The sequence below is a fragment of the Aquabacterium sp. UBA2148 genome, assembly GCF_002328915.1.
Classification (GTDB): Bacteria; Pseudomonadota; Gammaproteobacteria; order Burkholderiales; family Burkholderiaceae_C; genus Aquabacterium; species Aquabacterium parvum.
In genome coordinates, this window is record NZ_DCXA01000213.1 from 1 (window position 1) to 18,109 (window position 18,109).

The window sequence follows — 18,109 nt, forward strand, 5'->3', positions numbered from 1 at the left end:
CCGAGCCATAACCCGGGTGCGACCCGCCCGGATGCGTGCGCCCCGGTCAACGCAAGGTCAGCCCACCTTGCGGCGGCGGGCGGCAAAGCCCAGTGCGGCCAGACCGGCCACGGCAAGGCCGTAGGCCTCGGGCTCAGGCACCGCCACGGTCACCGAGAACTGCTGGCCAGCTTGCAGGCCGTCCAGGTTCAAGGTCCAGTCGGTGGCACCAGCAACGGCCAGCGGGTTGCCAACGTAGAACTCGCTGCTCAAGCCGGGCACGAAGCTGGCCCAGGCCTGCGTGGCCGAGTGGCCCGATGCGCCCACGGCCGAGAAGCCATCGGTGGTGAGGGTGCCAGCGGGCATGGCGAAGGTGATGCCCGACAGCGTCACGCGCACGCCGTCAAAACCCAGGCCGCTGAGGTTGCGCACCAGGGCGTTGAAGGTCATGGCGTCGCCGCTGAAGTCGGCCGACTCCAGGGTGAAGTTGAGCGTGACGGGCGCCTGAGAGGCCAGGTCCAGGTCGAAGCTCAGGGCCGAGCCGCTGGTGTACTCGGTGAAGGTGTTGCCACCGGCGGTGCTGGCGCCGTTGAACACGGCGGCTTGGGCTTGCGTGGCGAAGGTGGCGGCCGCGATGGCGGCCAGGGCGATGTGGTGCAGTTTCATCTGGAATGCCTGGGTGATGAAGGGTTGAGCGGGTTGCAGACCTGATCGGAGATCAGATCGGGCCCTTGGCCCAGGGGCCGGTGATGGCGAAGGTCACGCCCGGCGTCTGGATGTTGACGAACAGGTAGCGGCCGGTCGGGTCGAAGCAGGCGCCGCAGAACTCGCTGGAGCGGCGGTCAGCGGCCAACGAAGCCAGCTTGCCGGCAGCGGTCAACTGGGCCGAGCTCAGGTTGATGTTGTTCTTGGCGAAGATGAAGGTGCCGCCGTTGCCGGTCAGGCCCATCAGGCGCGTGCCCGGACCGAACTGGTCGTTGACGGTGCCGCCGTCTTCGCAGATCACCAGGTGGCCGCGCGGGCTGACGGTGATGTTGTCGCCGTTGTTGCCGGCCAGAGTGCTGGCCGAGGCGAAGATGCAGGTCATGACCTGGGTGGCCAGGTCCAGCTCCCAGATGGCGCCTTCGTTGACGGGGCCGCCCGAGGTGTCCATCAGGTACATCTTACCGGCGTGGTACCAGACGCCTTCGCCACGGTTCATGCGCAGCGCGCCCTGGGCCCAGCCCTGCACGAAGGGGCCGGCGGTGTTGGTGATGACCACGCCATTGAGGCCGGTGGCCGTGCCGCGGTTGGCGTCCGGGTCGGCGATGTTGACCCACTCCAGCGCGTAGGTCTGGCCCAGCTCGGCCGGGGCCACGTTGACGTTGTTCTGGCCGACCACCTTGGCCATCTGCAGCGTGCCGCCCTGGGCCAGCGAGCCCGCAAAGCCCTGCGTGATCACGGGCACGTAGCGGTACAGGCCCGACTTGCCGCTGCTGTCTTCGGTCAGGTAGACGATGCCGGTGGCGGGGTCGATGCCGGCGGCTTCGTGGGCGTAGCGGCCCATGCCGACGATCGGCTGGCCGGTGGTCTGTTGCGGATCGGCCGTGACTTCGAAGACGTAGCCGTGCTTCTTGCCGCCAGCGCTCACGCTGTCGGAGCCGACTTCTTCACAGGTCAGCCAGGTGCCCCAGGGGGTGGGGCCGCCGGCGCAGTTGGTGCGCGTGCCGCCCAGGCTGGGCTCGGTCTTGATCCAGTTGCCGTCGCGGAAGGTCAGGTTGGTGGTGCCGCCAGCCGAGTAGCTGGTGCCGCCCGAGGTGCTGGGGAAGGCGTCGTACACGGCGGGGGCGCCGAAGAAGCCCGAGTCGCTGCCGGTGCCGCGCTCGTGGTTGCGCACCATCACGATTTCGGTGCTGCGGCCCACCTTGCGGGTGGTGATCACGGCCATGCCGTCGTGCGAGCCGGGGGTGGGCTGGCCGTTGGCCATCAGGTCACCCGTCCAGCCGTAGGACTTGTAGGTGAAGCCGGCGGGCAGCATCAGCAGGGGCAGGCCGGTGCTCAGGTCGTTGACGGGGGCCACGGGGCCGTAGGGGCTGTCGACCAACTGGGTGGCGGCGGCCATGGCGTTGCGGCTGTGCAGGGCCGACAGGGCGGCCAGGAAGGGCAGGGCGCCGGCGCCCTTGATCAGGCTGCGGCGGCTGGAATCGATGGACATGAACAAGCTCCGTGGTTGAACCGGGTGGGGTTGGGGGCGAATGCGAATCACTCTAGGCACGGGGTGTGACACCCGTGTCGGGCCGCATGCACCCCGCCCTGATCCACGCGACCCATCGGGAATGCGGACGATGGCCGGCCGGGTGTGGCGCTGGATCAACCCTGGAGGCCAGGTCGACTGTTCAGCAGACATCGCTCACCCTTTGGCGGGGGTGGATTCCGTTAGGCTTGGGGCTGACGGGTGGCGCTGAACAGTGCCTGAGAACACCCAGCACACCTCGCTGCGCCAGACAGCGGCAGATACGCTTCCATGAACCAACAAACCCTCTCCGCATTCATTTGGTCCGTCGCCGACCTGCTCCGTGGCGACTACAAGCAATCCGATTACGGCAAGGTCATCCTGCCGTTCACCGTGCTGCGCCGCCTGGACTGCGTGCTCGAAGCCACCAAGCCAGCGGTGCTCAAGGAAAAGGAAGCCAAGACCAAGCTTGGCGTGAATCCCGAGCCCTTCTTGCTCAAGAAGACTGGCCTGAAGTTCTTCAACCAATCCGAGCTGGACCTGCCCAAGCTCCTGGGTGACCCAGACAACATCGCCCACAACCTGTTCACCTACGTGCAGGGCTTCTCAGCCGATGTGCGCGACATCTTCGACCACTTCGAATTCCAGGCCCAGGTGGAGCGCCTGGCCAAGGCGGGCCTGCTCTACCAGGTGGCCGAGAAGTTCGCCCAGATCGACCTGCACCCCGAGGCCGTCAGCAACATGCAGATGGGCCTGGTGTTCGAAGAGCTGATCCGCAAGTTCGCTGAAATCTCCAACGAAACGGCGGGGGAACACTTCACCCCGCGCGAGGTGATCCGCCTGATGGTGGACCTGATCTTCATCGAAGACAGCGAAGCCCTGTCCGTGCCCGGCGTGGTGCGCACGCTGTACGACCCGACCGCTGGTACCGGCGGCATGCTCAGCGTGGCGGGTGAATACCTGGCCGCCATGAACCCGCAGTCGCGCCTGACGGTGTACGGGCAGGAGCTGAACCCCGAGTCGCACGCCATCTGCAAGGCCGACATGCTCATCAAGGGGCAAGACGTGGCCAACATCGCGTTTGGCAACACGCTGAGCGACGACGGCCACCCCACCATGAAGTTCGACTACATGCTGGCCAACCCGCCCTTTGGTGTGGAGTGGAAGAAGGTCGAAAAAGAAGTGCGCAAAGAGCACGAGCAACGCGGCTTTGACGGCCGCTTTGGCCCCGGCCTGCCGCGCGTGTCAGACGGCTCCATGCTGTTCTTGTTGCACCTGCTCAGCAAGATGCGCCCCGCCAAAGACGGCGGCAGCCGTTTCGGCATCGTGCTCAACGGCTCGCCCCTGTTCACGGGCGGCGCTGGCAGCGGCGAAAGCGAGATCCGCCGCTATGTGCTGGAGAACGACCTGGTCGAGGCCATCGTGGGCCTGCCCAACGACATGTTCTACAACACGGGCATCGGCACCTACATCTGGGTCATCAGCAACCGCAAGCCCAAGGCGCGCCAGGGCAAGGTGCAACTGATCGACGCCAGCGGCATGTGGCAAAAGATGCGCAAGAGCTTGGGGTCAAAGCGCAAAGAGCTGAGCGACGCTCACATCGAGCGCATCACCCAGCTGTTTGGCCGCTTTGAAGAAGCCACGGATGACGATGGCAAGCCCATCAGTCGCATCTTCGCCAACGAGGCCTTTGGCTACCACACCATCACCGTGGAGCGCCCGCTGCGCGATGCCGACGGCAAGGTGGTGGTGGGCGAGAAGGGCAAGCAAAAAGGCAAGCCCCAGCCTGATTCGGCCCTGCGCGACACCGAGAACGTGCCCCTGACTGAAGATGTGGGCGCGTACTTCAAGCGCGAGGTGCTGCCCCATGCGCCTGACGCCTGGATCGACCCGGACAAGACCAAGGTGGGATATGAGATCCCGTTCAACCGGCACTTCTATGTGTTCAAGCCGCCGCGCCCGCTGGCCGAAATCGACGCCGACCTCAAGCGCACCACCGACCGCATCCTGGACATGATCAAGGGGCTGTCGGCATGAGCTTTCCGAGGTATCCGGCGTACAAGGAGAGTGGAATCGACTGGCTGGGGGTTATTCCAGAGCACTGGTCCGTCATGCCTCTTGCACGAATTGCATCCGGGCCAGGATCGCTATTCATCGATGGTGACTGGGTGGAAAGCAAAGACCTAGCCGACGAAGGTATTCGGTACATCACCACGGGCAATGTCGGTGAAGGCAAGTACAAAGAGCAAGGTAGTGGGTACATCAGCCAGGAAAAGTTTGACGAGTTGCGATGCACCGAAGTGCTGCCCGGCGACGTCTTGATATCGCGACTGAACCTGCCTATTGGACGAGCCTGCGTGGTCCCTGACCTTGGCGAAAGAATCATCACATCTGTTGACAACGTCATCACCAGACCAGATGACGGATATTCGCGGACCTATCTCGCGTACATGTTGTCAAGCGCAGCGCACTTCGCAAACATGGAAATCCTAGCGCGTGGCACCACCATGCAGCGCATCAGCCGTAGCGCCCTCGGCCAAGTCAGGTTTGCGTTTCCAAGTCCTGATGAGCAAAAGGCGATCGCCTTATTCCTCGACCGCGAAACCGCCAAGATCGACGCCCTGGTGGCCGAGCAAGAACAGCTCATCACCTTGCTCAAGGAGAAGCGCCAGGCCGTCATCTCCCATGCCGTGACCAAGGGGCTGGACCCGTCGGTGCCGATGAAGGATTCGGGCGTCGAGTGGTTGGGGGAGGTGCCAGAGCATTGGCAGATGTTGCCCCTTAAGCGTGTCTCCCCGGCGCAGACCGTTGGCATCGTTGTGAACCCGTCGACCTATGTCTGTGAAGACGGTCTTCCGTTCATTTACGGCGGCGATATCGCAGATGGAGTTGTGCATTACGAAGGGGCTAGACGTATCTCCGTTGAGCTCAGCGATAGTCAGCCGAAAACACGCCTGTCTGCCGGCGATCTGGTGACGGTACGGGTCGGAGCACCTGGGGTGACTGCTGTCGTGCCACCAGAATGCGAAGGAGGGAACTGCGCATCTGTGATGCTGATTCGCAGAGGTAACTTCAACTCAGAATGGCTTTGCTTTCTGATGAATAGCCGAGTAGTTCGCTACCAAGTTGAAGTTGTGCAGTACGGGGCAGCACAAGAGCAATTCAACATAGCACACGCCACTGAGTTCGTTCTTCCTGTGCCACCGTTCGATGAGCAGCGCGTGATCGCAGAGGAACTAATGGCTGAAGCAGGGCGGCTTGAAGAACTCGAGCACGAGGCTGAAGCCGTAATCCGCTTGCTCCAAGAACGCCGCTCAGCCCTCATCTCCGCCGCCGTCACCGGCCAGATCGACGTGCGCGGCCTGGCCCCTGCTCAAGCGCAAGCCGCATGACACCCACCCCCAAAACCATCCAGATCTACCTGCCCGGCGGTGACCCGCGCGGCATCCGCGTGGCCGAAGTCACCACGCGCATCGTGCAGGTCATCGAGGTGCCGCGCAGCCTGCTGCCCACCTTCCTGGCCATGCGCGAAAGCACCCAGGTGGCGGTGTACTTCCTGGTGGATGAGTCTGACGACGGAGCCGTACGCCGCGTCTACGTGGGCCAAAGCGGCGACCTGCACACGCGGCTGAAGGACCACAACAAGGCCAAGCCCTTCTGGCAACGCGCGCTGGTGATGGTGTCTCGCACCCACAGCCTCACGCAGACCCATGCGCTGTTCCTGGAATGGCACAGCCTGCAGGCCATCCGCGCAGCCGGCCGCTTCACGGATGAAAACGGCAACGGCGGCTCGCGCCCCCACACGCCGCCGCCCATGGAGGCCGACTGCCTGGAGATGTTCGACACCGGCCGCACCCTGCTGGCCACGCTGGGCTTTTCTCTGTTTGACCCGGTGGCCAGTGCGGGGGGGGCGGGCGAGGCCCCCGAAGTTTTCGTGTGCGAGGCCTCGGGCGCCAAGGGCCGTGGCCAGTACACCGAAGAAGGCTTTGTGGTGCTGCAAGGCTCGGTGGGCCGGCTGCAAAGCGTGCCGTCCATCCAGGGCACCTCAGACGACAACTTCCGCCAGCGCCTGCTGGAGCAAGGCGTGATGCGCGCCGAGGGCGACACCGTCGTCTTCCAGAGCGACCACCTGTTCCGTTCGCCCAGCATGGCGGTGGTGGCGCTGCTGGGCCGCACGGCCAACGGCTGGCTGGAGTGGAAGACGCCCGAGGGGCGCACGCTGGACGAGGTCAAAAGACAGAATGCTTAATGGAATTGGCCTTTTATCAACAAAAAAATGTTGATTTGTGCTGATAATGTGGTTTCTGGGTCCTGGTTTTGGCTCAGAAGTCAACCATGCTGCACCGCTACGCCTTCTCCAACTTCCAAAGCTTTCTTGAACCGACCGAGGTGAACCTGCGCCTGAACCGCAAGGTGCCTCAGGTCGGTTGGGACGTGGTTTCTGTTGGTGGACACCGGCTCAGCACCGTGGCCGCCGTCATCGGTGCCAACGGTTCCGGCAAGACGGCCTTGCTCAAGCCGGTGGTGTTCCTGGCGTGGTTCTTGAAAAGCTCCTTCCACGCACAGGTTGACGCGTCCATTCCGGTCACGCCCCACTTCAGCGCCCCCAACGAGCCCACTGAGTTCGAGTTCGAGGCCGAGGGCCTGGACGGCCAGCTGTGGCGCTACGTGCTGAGGCTGACACCGCAGCGCGTGCTGCACGAGGCGCTGTACCTGCAAAAGGTCAAAGGCTTCAGCTATGTGTTTGTGCGTGAGTGGGACGAATCAGCGCAGCACTACCAAGTCAAACAGCAGGACTTCGGCATGGCTCCGTCCGAAGCCCGCAAGGTGCGACCGAATGCGTCCTTGATCTCGACAGCGGCACAGTACGGTGTTGAGCTGGCGCAGATGTTCACCCGCATTCACCTGCAGACGAATGTAGTGGCCAATGGCCGCATGCCGTTTCGGGCTGACAGGGACTTGCCTGCTGCTGCCAAGCACTTCGCGCTTAACCAGGCGCAGCAAACCCAAATGGCGTCGTTGCTCAAAGCCTGGGATTTGGGCCTGAGCGATGTGCAGGTGCGCGAGCACACGCTGCAAATGCCTGGTGAAGAGCCTCAGAAGGTTTGGCTGCCATTTGGCTTGCACACTGACCGCAACGGCCGTTCGCAAGAGCTTTCGCTTTTCGATGAGTCGAGTGGCACGCAAAGCGCATTCGTGCTGCTGGCGCGTTTGCTGCCCGCTTTGGCAGATGGCGGCCTGGTGGTCATCGATGAGTTCGAGAACGACCTGCACCCCCACATGCTGGAGCCCATTCTCGACTTGTTTGCCAACGAAGAAACCAATCCACACCAAGCGCAAATCATCTTCACCTGCCACGCCATGGAGGTGCTCAATGTGCTGCACAAATCTCAGGTGATGTTGGTTGAGAAGAACGAGGATTGCGAAAGCACCGCCTGGCGCATGGATAGCGTCCAGGGCATTCGCAACGACGACAATTTCTACGCCAAGTACATGGCGGGCGCCTATGGCGCGGTGCCGCAGTTCTGATGGCCCAGCGCAAAGTCGATCACCCTGTCCGGCAGCAGCGACGAACGGCGTTGCTGGTGGGCGAAGGTTTGGCCGAGCAGACTTTCTTGAACCACCTCAAGTCGCTGTATGTGGTGCGAGGGCACAAACAGGTCACTGTCAAAAACGCCAAGGGAAAAGGCGGTGCACACGTGCTCGACTACACCCGCCGGCAAGGCCTGCAGGCTGCATTCGACGAGAAGGCCGCATTGCTGGACACCGACACCGATTGGGACGATAAGCAACGCGCGTTGGCCCGCGAATGGGGCATCGAGGTGATTGAAGCGCAGCCTTGCCTGGAGGCATTGTTGTTGCGCATCGCTGGCCAGCGCGTGCCCCATGGCACAGAAGCCTGCAAGAAGGCGTTTGCCAAGATGTTTGGCGCACCAGCCCACGAAGCGACTGTGCTTCAGCGGCATTTCACGCGTGCTGTGCTGGACAAGGCCGGGCCCACGATGCCGGCCTTGGATCAATTGATGCAGTTTTTGCTGCGCTGAGCCAGCACGAAGCCTGAGGGCCAGTCGGAAACGCTTTCTGCGGTCAAAATCAGGCAACGAAAAGCCAACAGGGAGAACAAGTGGCTTTGCACCTGGAAGTTGAATTCGAGAAAGACATCTGCCACCACCTGGCGGCACATGGCTGGTTGTACGAAGAGGGTGATGCCAAAGGCTATGACACGCCCCGCGCCCTGTTCCCGGCCGACGTGCTGGCCTGGGTGCAAGCCACCCAACCCGATGCCTGGGCCGCGCTGACCAAAGCCCACGGCGCCCATGCCGAAGCCATGCTGCTGGACCGCCTGCGCAAGCAGATGGACGACCGAGGCACGCTGGACGTGCTGCGCGTGGGCCTGGAAATGCTGGGCCTCAAGGCCCCGTTGAAGATGGCCCAGTTCAAGCCCGCGCTGGCCATGAACCCCGAGCTGCAGGCCCGCTATGCCGCCAACCGCCTGCGCGTGGTGCGCCAGGCGCGAACCAACCACGACGACATCATCGACCTGGTGCTGTTCCTCAACGGCATTCCGGTGGCCACGGCCGAGCTGAAGTCCGAGTTCACGCAAGGCATCAACGAGGCGGTTGAGCAATACAAATTCGACCGCATCCCCAAGCCCAAGGGCAAGACCACGACTGAGCCGCTGCTCGACTTCCCCCGTGGGGCGCTGGTGCACTTCGCCGTCACCAACCGCACGGTGATGATGACAACCAAGCTGCAAGGCCCCAGCACCTACTTCCTGCCCTTCAACCTGGGCGACCACGGCGCGGCGGGCAACCCGCCCAACCCCAAGGGGCACCGCACCAGTTACCTGTGGGAACAGGTGTGGCAGCGCGACAGCTGGCTGGAGATCATCGCCCGCTACCTCGTTACCAAGCGCGATGAGAAGAAGCGCATCACCAGCATCCTCTTCCCCCGCTACCACCAGCTCGATGCCACCCGCCAATTGGTGCAGGCCGTGCTGGCCGAAGGTGTGGGCCAGAAATACCTGATCCAGCACAGCGCAGGCAGTGGCAAAACCAACTCGATTGCCTGGACGGCGCACTTCCTGGCCGACCTGCACGACGCGGCCAACAACAAACTGTTCAGCACCGTGCTGGTGGTGAGCGACCGCACCGTGCTCGACACCCAGCTGCAAGAAGCCATCTTCGACTTTGAGCGCACCGCCGGCGTGGTGGCCACCATCAAGGGCGAAAGCCAAAGCAAGAGCGGTGAGCTGGCCGAGGCCCTGTCAGGCGGCAAGAAGATCGTGGTGTGCACCATCCAGACCTTCCCGTTTGCGCTGAAGGCCGTGCAAGAGCTGGCCGCCACGCAAGGCAAGCGCTTTGCCGTGATCGCCGACGAGGCGCACAGCTCGCAAACTGGCGAGGCCGCAGGCAAGCTCAAGCAGGTGCTGAGCGCGCAAGAGCTGCAAGACCTGGCCGATGGGGGTGAGGTGGGCGCCGAAGACATCCTGGCCGCGCAGATGAGCGCCAAGGCCGGCATGGCTGGCACCGCGTCGGCCGTGACCTACGTGGCCTTCACCGCCACGCCCAAGGCCAAGACGCTGGAGTTGTTTGGCCGCAGGCCCAATGCTGACTTGCCTGCTGGGCCTGACAACCTGCCCGCACCCTTTCACGTCTATTCGATGCGCCAGGCCATCGAAGAGGGCTTCATCCTCGACGTGCTGAAGAACTACACCTCGTACAAGCTGGCCTTCAAGCTGGCCCACAACGGCAAGGAGTGGGACGACAAGGAGTGGGACGACAAGGAGGTCGAGCGCAGCGAAGCCCTCAAGGGCCTGATGCGCTGGGTGCGACTGCACCCCTACAACATCGCCCAGAAGGTGCAAGTGGTGGTGGAGCACTTCCTGGAGAACGTGCAGCCGCTGCTCAAGGGCCACGCCAAGGCCATGGTGGTGGTGGGCAGCCGGGTGGAAGCGGTGCGCTGGAAGCTGGCGGTGGACGACTACATCAAGGCCCAAGGCTACGCACTGGGCACGCTGGTGGCTTATTCAGGCGAGGTGAACGATCCGAAGGCGCTGCCCGAGCCCGTGACCGAAACCAGCCCCCAGCTGAACCCTGGCTTGAAGAACCGCGACATCCGCGACGCCTTCGCCACCGACGAGTTCCAGATCCTGCTGGTGGCCAACAAGTTCCAGACCGGCTTTGACCAGCCCTTGCTGTGCGGCATGTACGTGGACAAGAAGCTGGCGGGCATTCAGGCCGTGCAGACCTTGTCGCGCCTGAACCGGGCCTACAACGGCACGCACGGGCTGAAGGACACCACCTACATCCTGGACTTCGCCAATGACCCGCAAGAGATCCTGGCCGCCTTCCAGACCTACTACGAGACGGCCGAGCTGGCCGGCGTGACCGACCCCAACCTGATCTTTGACCTGCGCGCCAAGCTGGACGCCACTGGTCACTACGATGACTTCGAGGTGGAGCGCGTGGTGCTGGTGGAGTTGAACCCAAAAGCCACGCAGGCCCAGCTGGTCGCCGCCATCGAGCCTGTGGCCGATCGGTTGCTCAAGCGCTTCAAGGCGGCAGGCAACGCGTTCAAGGCCGCGTCAGAAAACTCGCAGAGTGGCGAACTGGGCCCCGACGGCCAGACCGCCAAAGATGAACTGGAAGCCCTGACGCTGTTCAAGCGCGACCTGGGCACCTTCGTGCGTGTGTACGCCTTCCTGTCGCAGATGTTCGACTATGGCAACACGGCCATCGAAAAGCGCGCGATCTTCTTCAAGCGCCTGCTGCCGCTGCTTGACTTTGGCAAAGAGCGAGAAGGGGTTGACCTGTCCAAGGTCACGCTGACACACCACAAGCTCAAGAAGCAAGGCGGCGCCGCTCTGGTGCTGGGTGAGAACGAGGCGGAGTACAAGCTCGACCCGATGACGGCACCCGGCAGCGGTCAGATCCAGGACAAGGAAAAGATCAAGCTGTCTGAGATTGTGCAGAAGGTCAATGACCTGTTCGATGGCGACCTGACAGAGCACGACATGCTTGCCTTCGTCGACAACATCAAGGGCAAGATGATGGAGTCCGATCTGTTGGTTCAGCAGGCCATGAGCAACACCAAGGAGCAGTTCAGCAACTCGCCAGATTTCACGTCTGAGCAGCTCAATGCAATTATCGATGCCTTCGAGGCTTTTTCCAGCATGAGCAAGCAGGCGCTTGACTCAGAGAAGGTGCGTCAGGGTCTGAAGCACATCTTGCTCGGTCCTGCTGAGTTGTATGAGGCATTGCGGAGCAAGGGCACGCCACACCCATGAAAAAGGCGGCGCCTCTGAAGAGTGCGCCGCCTGCTTTGCACCACGAGCCACCGGCTGTGGATCACCAGGGCGTCACCCTGGTGGGAATCTTGATCTCAGCGCATGCGACGGCGTGCCGCACCCAGCATTGCCACACCTGCGAGCAGCATCAGCACCGAGTTGGCCTCGGGCACTGGCGTGGCGATCGAGGTCATGTTGAACGCCAGGGTGTCCACGTACATCGGCGCGTTGCCCGCAGCGATCCAGTTGTTGTAGCGGTCCAGTTCACTGCCAGGGTAAGAGCTGCCAGCATATGGACCATCGATTGGGAATGAATACGCGGGCTGATCCGGGTTGGCTCGGCTGTAGCGAGTAACGGTCTGGTAGTTCTGAGAACCCGTGTAATAGCCCCCATATGGGCTGTCTGCGTATCCATTTGACCGGCGATCGATGACATAGATGTCGTCGCCCGTCGGCTCGGGGCCACTGAAAATCTGCAGGGTACCGCCAGAGAATGGCAGTCTGGAGAGGTCGATGTTGGTTGGCATGTTCGCGGACCACAGACCGTTGACGCCCGTGGTGTTCCGGAACTCCAGGTGCAACGACTCCGTTTCACCGGTTTTGGCGTATGAAGACGGGTTCGGATACCCTTCGTTGATCACGAAGGCGTCATCGCTGGCAGCGGGGTACACGGGGCCATTCACCAGTCGGGCATTGAGCGTGGTGTCCTGGTACTGCTTGCCATTGGCCAGCTTGAACGTCAGGTTGGTGCCGCCACCCTGCAGCGTGTAGGTGGCGGCCCAGGCGCCCCAGGCCTTGTTGGGTGCCGTGGACGAGTCATACGCAAGGGTGCCGCTGATTTCGTCGCCCATGGCGATGCCACCGAATGCGGCGGAGTTCGACAGCTGCGTCACAAAGCCCTTGAATTCGAAGGTGACTTGTGCGGCTTGAGCGGATGCGCTCAAGCCGATTCCAAGGGACAGTGCGATGGTTGCAATGGGTTGGCGGATGCGATGAGGCTTAGGTTCGTTGAGCATGAAGGCCGTCCTGTTGTTGGCATTGGTTACCGTTGAAACTTAATGTTCTCGAGCCCGCGAATCTTCGCTAAGCCAGGATCTTTTGACTCGCCACCACCACCGGATCACGGGGGGCCGTTTCAGGCGCCGAGGGCGAGTTTGCGACATGTGGCTATAAGCATTTCGTTCGACATCTGCACGTCTTTGACGCGCTCGACCGAGCTGCTAGGTTGAACACAAAGACCTACCCGTTTGCCGCATGCGCCTCGATCGCCGCAATTCGCAAATAGCGAATATCTAGCGCGGATCTGCCGATTGAACGCAAGTCCCAAGACTTGCTGGTACTGCTCAACGTGGCTGCGCGCCCTCTGAGGCGCTGAACCGCCGCCGCCTTGGCCGATGCCCTAGGCATGAGCGCGCCTGAAAACCATGCCAGCGTGAAGCGTGCAGTGGCCTTGAGCCTGGCGGTGACGCCGGTGTGGGCGGCCTGCTGACGCACGCTCGAATGTGTCGCTACTGAACGAATTCGGAACAACCGCGAATGCCAAATCGGCAAAGTTGTCCTTGCGGTCGCCGTGACCGCTTTGACAACGGAGCCAACATGAACAAGAAACCCGGAAAACAGCCCCCTTCTATAGGCGACATCGCACGCATCAAGAGTGCACACGCCAAAGCGCAACCGCTTGCCCCACGCCCGCCAGAGCACGTGAAGCGCATGGAAAGTGCGGCCAACCGCGCTTTGGTGAAGAAGAAGGGGGGCTGACATGGGACGCAACCAAAGCGGCAACCAAGGTCAGTCGGACCAAAAGCAGGACGACAACCGCTCCAATCAGTTGAACCCCAACAACGACGCCTACTGGCAGGCTCGGGGCGAGGAGGAGAGGCCAGACGATTGGGATGATGGCACCCAATCGGGGCGCGACGGCTGAACGGACATCCATGCCGGCCAGGACGTGGTTCCTGGCCGTGGCAGACGGTCGTTCCAAAGAGATCGCATTCGATCCCATAAGGCGACGTAACTCTCGCTTGATTGCACAAAGACTGTGGTGCTTTTGTCCGCCGCGTTGCTCTTGATCAGAGTTTGCTGCATCCAGAGTGTGAGGATGATCCACGGAGCCGGGGCCAAAGTTTTACCGTCTGGCGCATTGGCACCAAGGTGCTCGAACATGCCATCCCAGTATTCGATGATCTCGTCCTCGGTTGCATGTGCGAGACCCGACATGAGCTTGCGCAGGCGAGTGTCTTTCTTGGGGGCGAGGCCGCAGTCCCGAGCGATCTCCTTTGGTTGCGGTGCCTTCTTGGGCCAGCAGCCGCGGGCGCTGCCGAAATAGCTCGCAATCGCCCAGCAGAACTCGAGCAGTTTGCGGGTGGGGTGGACAATCACGTTCCGCTTGATCCGCTTCGAGTTTTGCGGATCCATGTCTGGATGAAATCTCGGGAACAGCCATTGGAACGTGGGTGATGGCTTCATGCCTGGGAAGTAGTGGGCTGTCCACTCCACATCGATGGCGCACAGCAGCGCGATGTACATGTCCTCAAAATGCGCATCGGTCACATCTTTCAGGGCGTGCCAGTCTTGGGCGTAAGTGATGGCCTCAGTCATCTTCCGCGCTTGAGCGAGACCAGTGTCATCGGCCATGCCCACGGCGTTGAGGAACCGGTCCACGATCTCAGACAGCTGGATTCGGTATGCATTGAGGTCACCGTTCGACAAACTACCCTCAGCCGCTATGCAGCAATCGTCAAGCATGGCAGCGAAGGAGCTGGCCAAGGGAAGTTGAATCTTGATGTGGCGACTGATCGTGGCCACAAACGCTGAAAGCGGTGTCTTGGGCAAACTTTCCAGGAAGACTTTTGATTCGGTCTGCGACACCCCTGCTCGCGTTAAGTTGCGAAGCCCTTTGGCCGTTAGATCCTGATGCATTCGGTCGAGTTTTGACGATCTTTTGATCGACAAACCTTGGGTGCTGATGTGTGCAGGGGAGAGGCCACTAGCATGGCTGATGTGGCTTTTCAGTGATTTGTTCTCCGCTGAGGCATTGATTGCCATGGGCAGCAGAGCCAGACTGGACCACCGCATGCGAATGTGATCGACTGCAGCCCGATCACGGGCTGCGGCAGAAAGCGTCAGTTGCTCTACGTTGTCGGCGGATCCATCGATGATCATTTGTCGCCAGCTTTCGGTGCCTCAGGGGTTGGCTTCAAGCTCACCCACCACCCATTGCCCTGCCCCTGCGTCACCGCCAACTCCGGATAACACCGCACCATGTCCGACAAGGTGCTGTGCCCATACACCTTCGGCGCAAAGCTCGGGTTGGTGCGCTTCATGTACTGCCCCAGCGCCCCCAACCCCACCTTGCCATCACCGGCGCTCTCAGCCATCAACGCCACCGCATCCAGCAAGGCCTTGGGCCGCCGCTTTTTCACCGGCGCAGGCACCTGGGCAGCAGGCTTCGCCTCTGCCCCGCCCTCGCCAGCAGGCACCACCTCAGCCGTCTGCCACATGAAGAACTGGTCGCTCGCGTTCTGCAGCGCATCGGGCGACTTGGCCTCGCCCACGATCAGCACCGTTGCGCCGCGCTCGCGCAGCTTGCGGCACAGGTAGGCAAAGTCCGAGTCGCTGGTGACCAGGCAGAAGGTGTCGGCGCGCTCGTCGAACAGCGCCTCTTGCGCGTCCAGCGCCAGCGCGATGTCAGATGTGTTTTTGCCCGATGCGTACTGGTACTGCAGGCAGGGCGTGAAGGCCATGCGCACCAGGGCCTCTTGCCACTTGTTGGCCAGCGTCTGGTGGTTGCCGTAGCCGCGGCGCATGACCACGCGCCCGAACTGCGCCACCACCTGCAGCGCATACGCCAGTACCTCGGGCGAGGTGTTGTCGCAATCGACCAGCACGGCCACTCGGCCGTTGTCCCCATGGTCTGCCATGGCGCCTCCCGTTTGTTTCTGCGAACACGTGGCGCCCATTTTTCCATGCCTGGCGGCAGGTGAATGGATTGCTTCGCTTGCCAAACGCGCCCTGATCGGCGATATTCGTAATTCGCGAACAGCGAATATCCAACTTCGATGTGCCGATGGACCTCAAGCCGCAAGACCTCCTGGTGCTGCTGAAGGTGGCTGCCCACCCACCGCAGCGCTGGACTTACGCCGCCCTGGGCGAGGCGCTCGCCATGAGTGCGTCTGAAACGCACGCCAGCGTGAAGCGTGCCGTGGCCGCAGGCCTGGCGGTGGCGCCGTCGCGTGGCGAGTGGTCGCCCGTGCGGCCGAATTTGCTGGAGTTCGTGCTCCATGGCGCGCGCTACGTCTGGCCGGCCACGCCCGGGCCGGTCAAGCGCGGCGTCCCAACGGCGTTTGGCGCCGAACCGCTGGCCAGCCAGCTGGCCGTGGCGGCCGGGGAGGCGCCGGTGTGGGCGCACCCCCAAGGCCAGGCCAAAGGCCCGACGCTGTCGCCGCTCTACCGCACGGCCCCGCAAGCCGCGTTGGCCGACCCGGCCTTGCACCGTTTGCTGGCCCTGCTCGACGCCCTGCGCACTGGCCGAGCTCGCGAACGCGCCCTGGCAGCCAAGCTGATGGAGGCCGAGTTGATGAGGCCCGACATGGTGGCCTCGGCAGGCTTCTGAACTGCCCCATCAACCCTCAAAAGAACTCCAACTCCCCCGCATCCACCAGCTCTTCCGTCGACACCTGCACTTCCTTGAAGTCTTCCGGCGACCAGCTCAAATTGAACACCAGCCGCTGAAAGATCTCCACCGGCGGCGAGCTCTGGTCGTCCAGGTCGGTCAGCGTGTACTTGAAGCACAGCTGCGGCGTGCTGGTGCCAAACGAGATGTTCTTTTCTTCCAGCATCACCAGCATCGGCACCTGCGTTTGCGACATCAGCACCCGGTACTCGTCGACCACGTAGCGCGACTTGAACGAGCCCCACACCATGTTGGTGATCTCACCCAGCACGTCCGAGATGCGCTGTGCCTTGGGCTTGACGTAGGGGTCGTGCGAGCTGCTGTCGAGCTTGAGCGTGCGGTTCTCGCACTGCAGCATCATGTAGCCGCGGCACCAGCGGCTCTCCAGCGGCACCAGCGTGAACACCTCGCCGCACACGATCGAGTCCTTGACGATGTAGGGCGTCTCGCAGCTCAGGCTGAAGTGCCTGAAGTAGGTCAGCATCGCGTCTTCCGTGATGCGCTGGATGCCGCGCACCATCGCGTTCGGGAAGTAGTAGCTGAAGATGAAGTCGCGCAGGCTGTGCTTGAGCGCGTCCATGTCGTCGACGTGGTAGGCCGCGCAGAAGCAGTCTTGCGCGCGCTTGGGCAGGTCTTCGAGCGTGCTGCTTTGCGTGCGGCGCAGGAAGATGGGCAGCTCGGGCCGGATCTTGTGCAGCTTGACGGCCAGGTCGATGCCGCCGTGCGGCGAGCCGCTGTAGCTCTCGGACATCAGGATGCCGCCCAGGTCCACGTTGGACTTGAGCACGCTCATGACGTTGTTGGAGTGGGTCTTCAGACCAATCAGGTGGTTGTCGGCGCAGAACTGCTTGATCAGCTCCAGCGTCTCGGCATTGCCGTCGTCAATGATCAGGACTTTCGCGACGACGTCTTCGGTGGCATCCATGTTCTCTCCCTTTCATGCCCGAATCCGCAGCCGCGTCCGAGCGCGCGGTGGCGCAGGCGCCAGCGCTGCGGTGCTCTGGCGTCTTGGATCGGACAGGAGAGATGTTAGGAACGAGGGCCCGCCCAGCGCAATGGGGGGCGGCGCAATCGCTGAGCCAGAGCGCTCGGATTTCGCAGATTTCAAGCCCTGGGGGTGCCACCCATCAACGACAACAAGGCTTGCATGGCCTGGGCGTTGTGGCGGCATGTCGCCCTGAAGCCTTCGCTGATGAGCTCGTCTGAGCCGGCCCTCAGCCAGAAGGCGTGGGCGGCCTGAGCGGCGGGCCGAGCCACCTCGAAGCTGTCAGGCAAAGGCAGCCTCACATCGTAGGCCCGCTGCGGCAGCTCCACGCCGCGCACGGGCGCGTGGTGCATGGGCAGCATGTCGTAGGCCGGGGCCACCTGGAAGCGCCCGTTCGCGGGCACGAAGGCCAGGTTGCCGGCGTGCATGTCGGTGTTCTGGATGAAGCGGCCGAAGTGCCACAGCAGGCCCAGGGTGCGCAGGCTGTCGTTGGTGCTTTGCTTGTCCTGGCCGAGCAGGCCCTGCTGCTGCAGGCGCTTGCCCGCTTCGGGCCAGGTGCCGCTGACGTCGCCCAGCATCGCGTTGCCCACGGCTTGCCACGAGCAAACGGGCGAGCGGCCGTGGGCGCCGTGGCGGTCAAAGCGGTCCACCTCCAGGAAGGTGCGGCCTCCGGCTTGCAGGATGCGCGAGCGTGCGGTGGGCACGCCCAGTTGCGTCAGGGCTTCGAGCGCCAGGTGTTCGCACACCAGCAGGTCGGCCCAGCGACGCGAGCCGGGGGAGTCGTCCAGACCGGAGAACTTGACCAGCACGTGTTGCGTGTGGCCGTCGGGCCGCTGCACGGCTGCGGTGAACTTGGGGAACTCGCCTGCGGCGCTGGAGCCGGCGTGGCCGGCCAGCATGGCGTCTTGCGCGCGTTGCAGCCAGGCGGTGGCGCGGCTGGCGTGTGGCGTGACGGGGGGGGGGACATGGGCG

Annotated in this window: 15 protein-coding genes; 8 read left to right on the forward strand and 7 right to left on the reverse strand. The window is 62.8% G+C overall.

All coding sequences use genetic code 11. The annotated features are described in order from the left end of the window. Positions 1-57: 57 nt before the first annotated feature. Positions 58-645: a PEP-CTERM sorting domain-containing protein gene (locus tag B2W70_RS11860; protein ID WP_286745935.1), complete on the reverse strand. Its 588-nt coding sequence runs from the start codon at positions 643-645 to the stop codon at positions 58-60. A 52-nt stretch (positions 646-697) separates the two neighbouring features. Then, complete coding sequence (locus B2W70_RS11865; protein WP_286745937.1) at positions 698-2,173, reverse strand: PhoX family protein; 1,476 nt, start codon at positions 2,171-2,173, stop codon at positions 698-700. Between the two features lie 309 nt (positions 2,174-2,482). Between B2W70_RS11865 and B2W70_RS11870 the strand changes: the two genes are divergently transcribed. From B2W70_RS11870 to B2W70_RS11895, 6 genes are all read left to right on the forward strand, one after another. Next, positions 2,483-4,228, forward strand: coding sequence for a type I restriction-modification system subunit M (locus B2W70_RS11870; RefSeq protein WP_286745939.1), 1,746 nt, complete (start codon positions 2,483-2,485; stop codon positions 4,226-4,228). Then, positions 4,225-5,583, forward strand: coding sequence for a restriction endonuclease subunit S (locus B2W70_RS11875; protein ID WP_286745941.1), 1,359 nt, complete (start codon positions 4,225-4,227; stop codon positions 5,581-5,583). The genes B2W70_RS11870 and B2W70_RS11875 overlap by 4 nt, the downstream gene beginning before the upstream one ends. Continuing rightward, positions 5,580-6,440 (forward strand): GIY-YIG nuclease family protein, encoded by an 861-nt coding sequence (locus tag B2W70_RS11880; RefSeq protein WP_286745942.1) that lies wholly within the window; start codon positions 5,580-5,582, stop codon positions 6,438-6,440. The genes B2W70_RS11875 and B2W70_RS11880 overlap by 4 nt, the downstream gene beginning before the upstream one ends. An 86-nt stretch (positions 6,441-6,526) precedes the next feature. Next, the gene (locus B2W70_RS11885) at positions 6,527-7,720 is read left to right on the forward strand and encodes an AAA family ATPase (RefSeq protein WP_286745944.1); all 1,194 of its coding nucleotides are present in this window, start codon (positions 6,527-6,529) and stop codon (positions 7,718-7,720) included. Continuing rightward, the gene (locus B2W70_RS11890) at positions 7,720-8,235 is read left to right on the forward strand and encodes a hypothetical protein (RefSeq protein WP_286745945.1); all 516 of its coding nucleotides are present in this window, start codon (positions 7,720-7,722) and stop codon (positions 8,233-8,235) included. The genes B2W70_RS11885 and B2W70_RS11890 overlap by 1 nt, the downstream gene beginning before the upstream one ends. 80 nt (positions 8,236-8,315) lie before the next feature. Then, positions 8,316-11,480 carry a type I restriction endonuclease subunit R gene (locus tag B2W70_RS11895; RefSeq protein WP_286745947.1) on the forward strand — a complete coding sequence of 1,055 codons (3,165 nt, stop codon included), beginning with the start codon at positions 8,316-8,318 and terminating at the stop codon, positions 11,478-11,480. A 95-nt stretch (positions 11,481-11,575) separates the two neighbouring features. Here B2W70_RS11895 and B2W70_RS11900 read toward each other — a convergent pair whose 3' ends face one another. Continuing rightward, positions 11,576-12,424: a PEP-CTERM sorting domain-containing protein gene (locus B2W70_RS11900; protein WP_286745948.1), complete on the reverse strand. Its 849-nt coding sequence runs from the start codon at positions 12,422-12,424 to the stop codon at positions 11,576-11,578. A 652-nt stretch (positions 12,425-13,076) separates the two neighbouring features. Here B2W70_RS11900 and B2W70_RS11905 point away from each other — a divergent pair. Further along, entirely contained in the window at positions 13,077-13,238 is a 162-nt protein-coding gene (locus B2W70_RS11905; protein WP_286745950.1) for a hypothetical protein, read from the forward strand. Between the two features lie 90 nt (positions 13,239-13,328). Here B2W70_RS11905 and B2W70_RS11910 read toward each other — a convergent pair whose 3' ends face one another. Beyond that, a complete protein-coding gene (locus B2W70_RS11910; protein WP_286745951.1) occupies positions 13,329-14,642 on the reverse strand; it encodes a hypothetical protein in 1,314 nt (437 codons plus the stop codon). Continuing rightward, on the reverse strand, positions 14,639-15,400 hold the full coding sequence (locus B2W70_RS11915) for an NYN domain-containing protein (protein WP_286745953.1): 762 nt from the start codon (positions 15,398-15,400) through the stop codon (positions 14,639-14,641). The genes B2W70_RS11910 and B2W70_RS11915 overlap by 4 nt, the downstream gene beginning before the upstream one ends. A gap of 146 nt (positions 15,401-15,546) precedes the next feature. On the opposite strand from B2W70_RS11915, the gene B2W70_RS11920 reads away from it, so the two are divergent. Continuing rightward, positions 15,547-16,092, forward strand: coding sequence for a MarR family transcriptional regulator (locus B2W70_RS11920; RefSeq protein WP_286745955.1), 546 nt, complete (start codon positions 15,547-15,549; stop codon positions 16,090-16,092). A 16-nt stretch (positions 16,093-16,108) separates the two neighbouring features. Here B2W70_RS11920 and B2W70_RS11925 read toward each other — a convergent pair whose 3' ends face one another. Together B2W70_RS11925 and B2W70_RS11930 are read right to left on the reverse strand one after the other, a co-directional pair. Continuing rightward, positions 16,109-17,077, reverse strand: coding sequence for a chemotaxis protein CheX (locus B2W70_RS11925; protein ID WP_286745957.1), 969 nt, complete (start codon positions 17,075-17,077; stop codon positions 16,109-16,111). Positions 17,078-17,256: 179 nt separating this feature from the next. Then, a partial coding sequence (locus B2W70_RS11930; RefSeq protein WP_286745959.1) for a HipA domain-containing protein occupies positions 17,257-18,109 on the reverse strand: 853 nt, incomplete at its 5' end.

What these genes read in the sequence shown, in the direction of transcription:
- B2W70_RS11860 (WP_286745935.1), bottom strand. Translation starts at nt 645, where the DNA reads ATGAAACTGCACCACATCGCCCTGGCCGCCATCGCGGCCGCCACCTTC.
- B2W70_RS11865 (WP_286745937.1), bottom strand. Translation starts at nt 2,173, where the DNA reads ATGTCCATCGATTCCAGCCGCCGCAGCCTGATCAAGGGCGCCGGCGCC.
- B2W70_RS11870 (WP_286745939.1), top strand. Translation starts at nt 2,483, where the DNA reads ATGAACCAACAAACCCTCTCCGCATTCATTTGGTCCGTCGCCGACCTG.
- B2W70_RS11875 (WP_286745941.1), top strand. Translation starts at nt 4,225, where the DNA reads ATGAGCTTTCCGAGGTATCCGGCGTACAAGGAGAGTGGAATCGACTGG.
- B2W70_RS11880 (WP_286745942.1), top strand. Translation starts at nt 5,580, where the DNA reads ATGACACCCACCCCCAAAACCATCCAGATCTACCTGCCCGGCGGTGAC.
- B2W70_RS11885 (WP_286745944.1), top strand. Translation starts at nt 6,527, where the DNA reads ATGCTGCACCGCTACGCCTTCTCCAACTTCCAAAGCTTTCTTGAACCG.
- B2W70_RS11890 (WP_286745945.1), top strand. Translation starts at nt 7,720, where the DNA reads ATGGCCCAGCGCAAAGTCGATCACCCTGTCCGGCAGCAGCGACGAACG.
- B2W70_RS11905 (WP_286745950.1), top strand. Translation starts at nt 13,077, where the DNA reads ATGAACAAGAAACCCGGAAAACAGCCCCCTTCTATAGGCGACATCGCA.
- B2W70_RS11910 (WP_286745951.1), bottom strand. Translation starts at nt 14,642, where the DNA reads ATGATCATCGATGGATCCGCCGACAACGTAGAGCAACTGACGCTTTCT.
- B2W70_RS11915 (WP_286745953.1), bottom strand. Translation starts at nt 15,400, where the DNA reads ATGGCAGACCATGGGGACAACGGCCGAGTGGCCGTGCTGGTCGATTGC.
- B2W70_RS11920 (WP_286745955.1), top strand. Translation starts at nt 15,547, where the DNA reads ATGGACCTCAAGCCGCAAGACCTCCTGGTGCTGCTGAAGGTGGCTGCC.
- B2W70_RS11925 (WP_286745957.1), bottom strand. Translation starts at nt 17,077, where the DNA reads ATGGATGCCACCGAAGACGTCGTCGCGAAAGTCCTGATCATTGACGAC.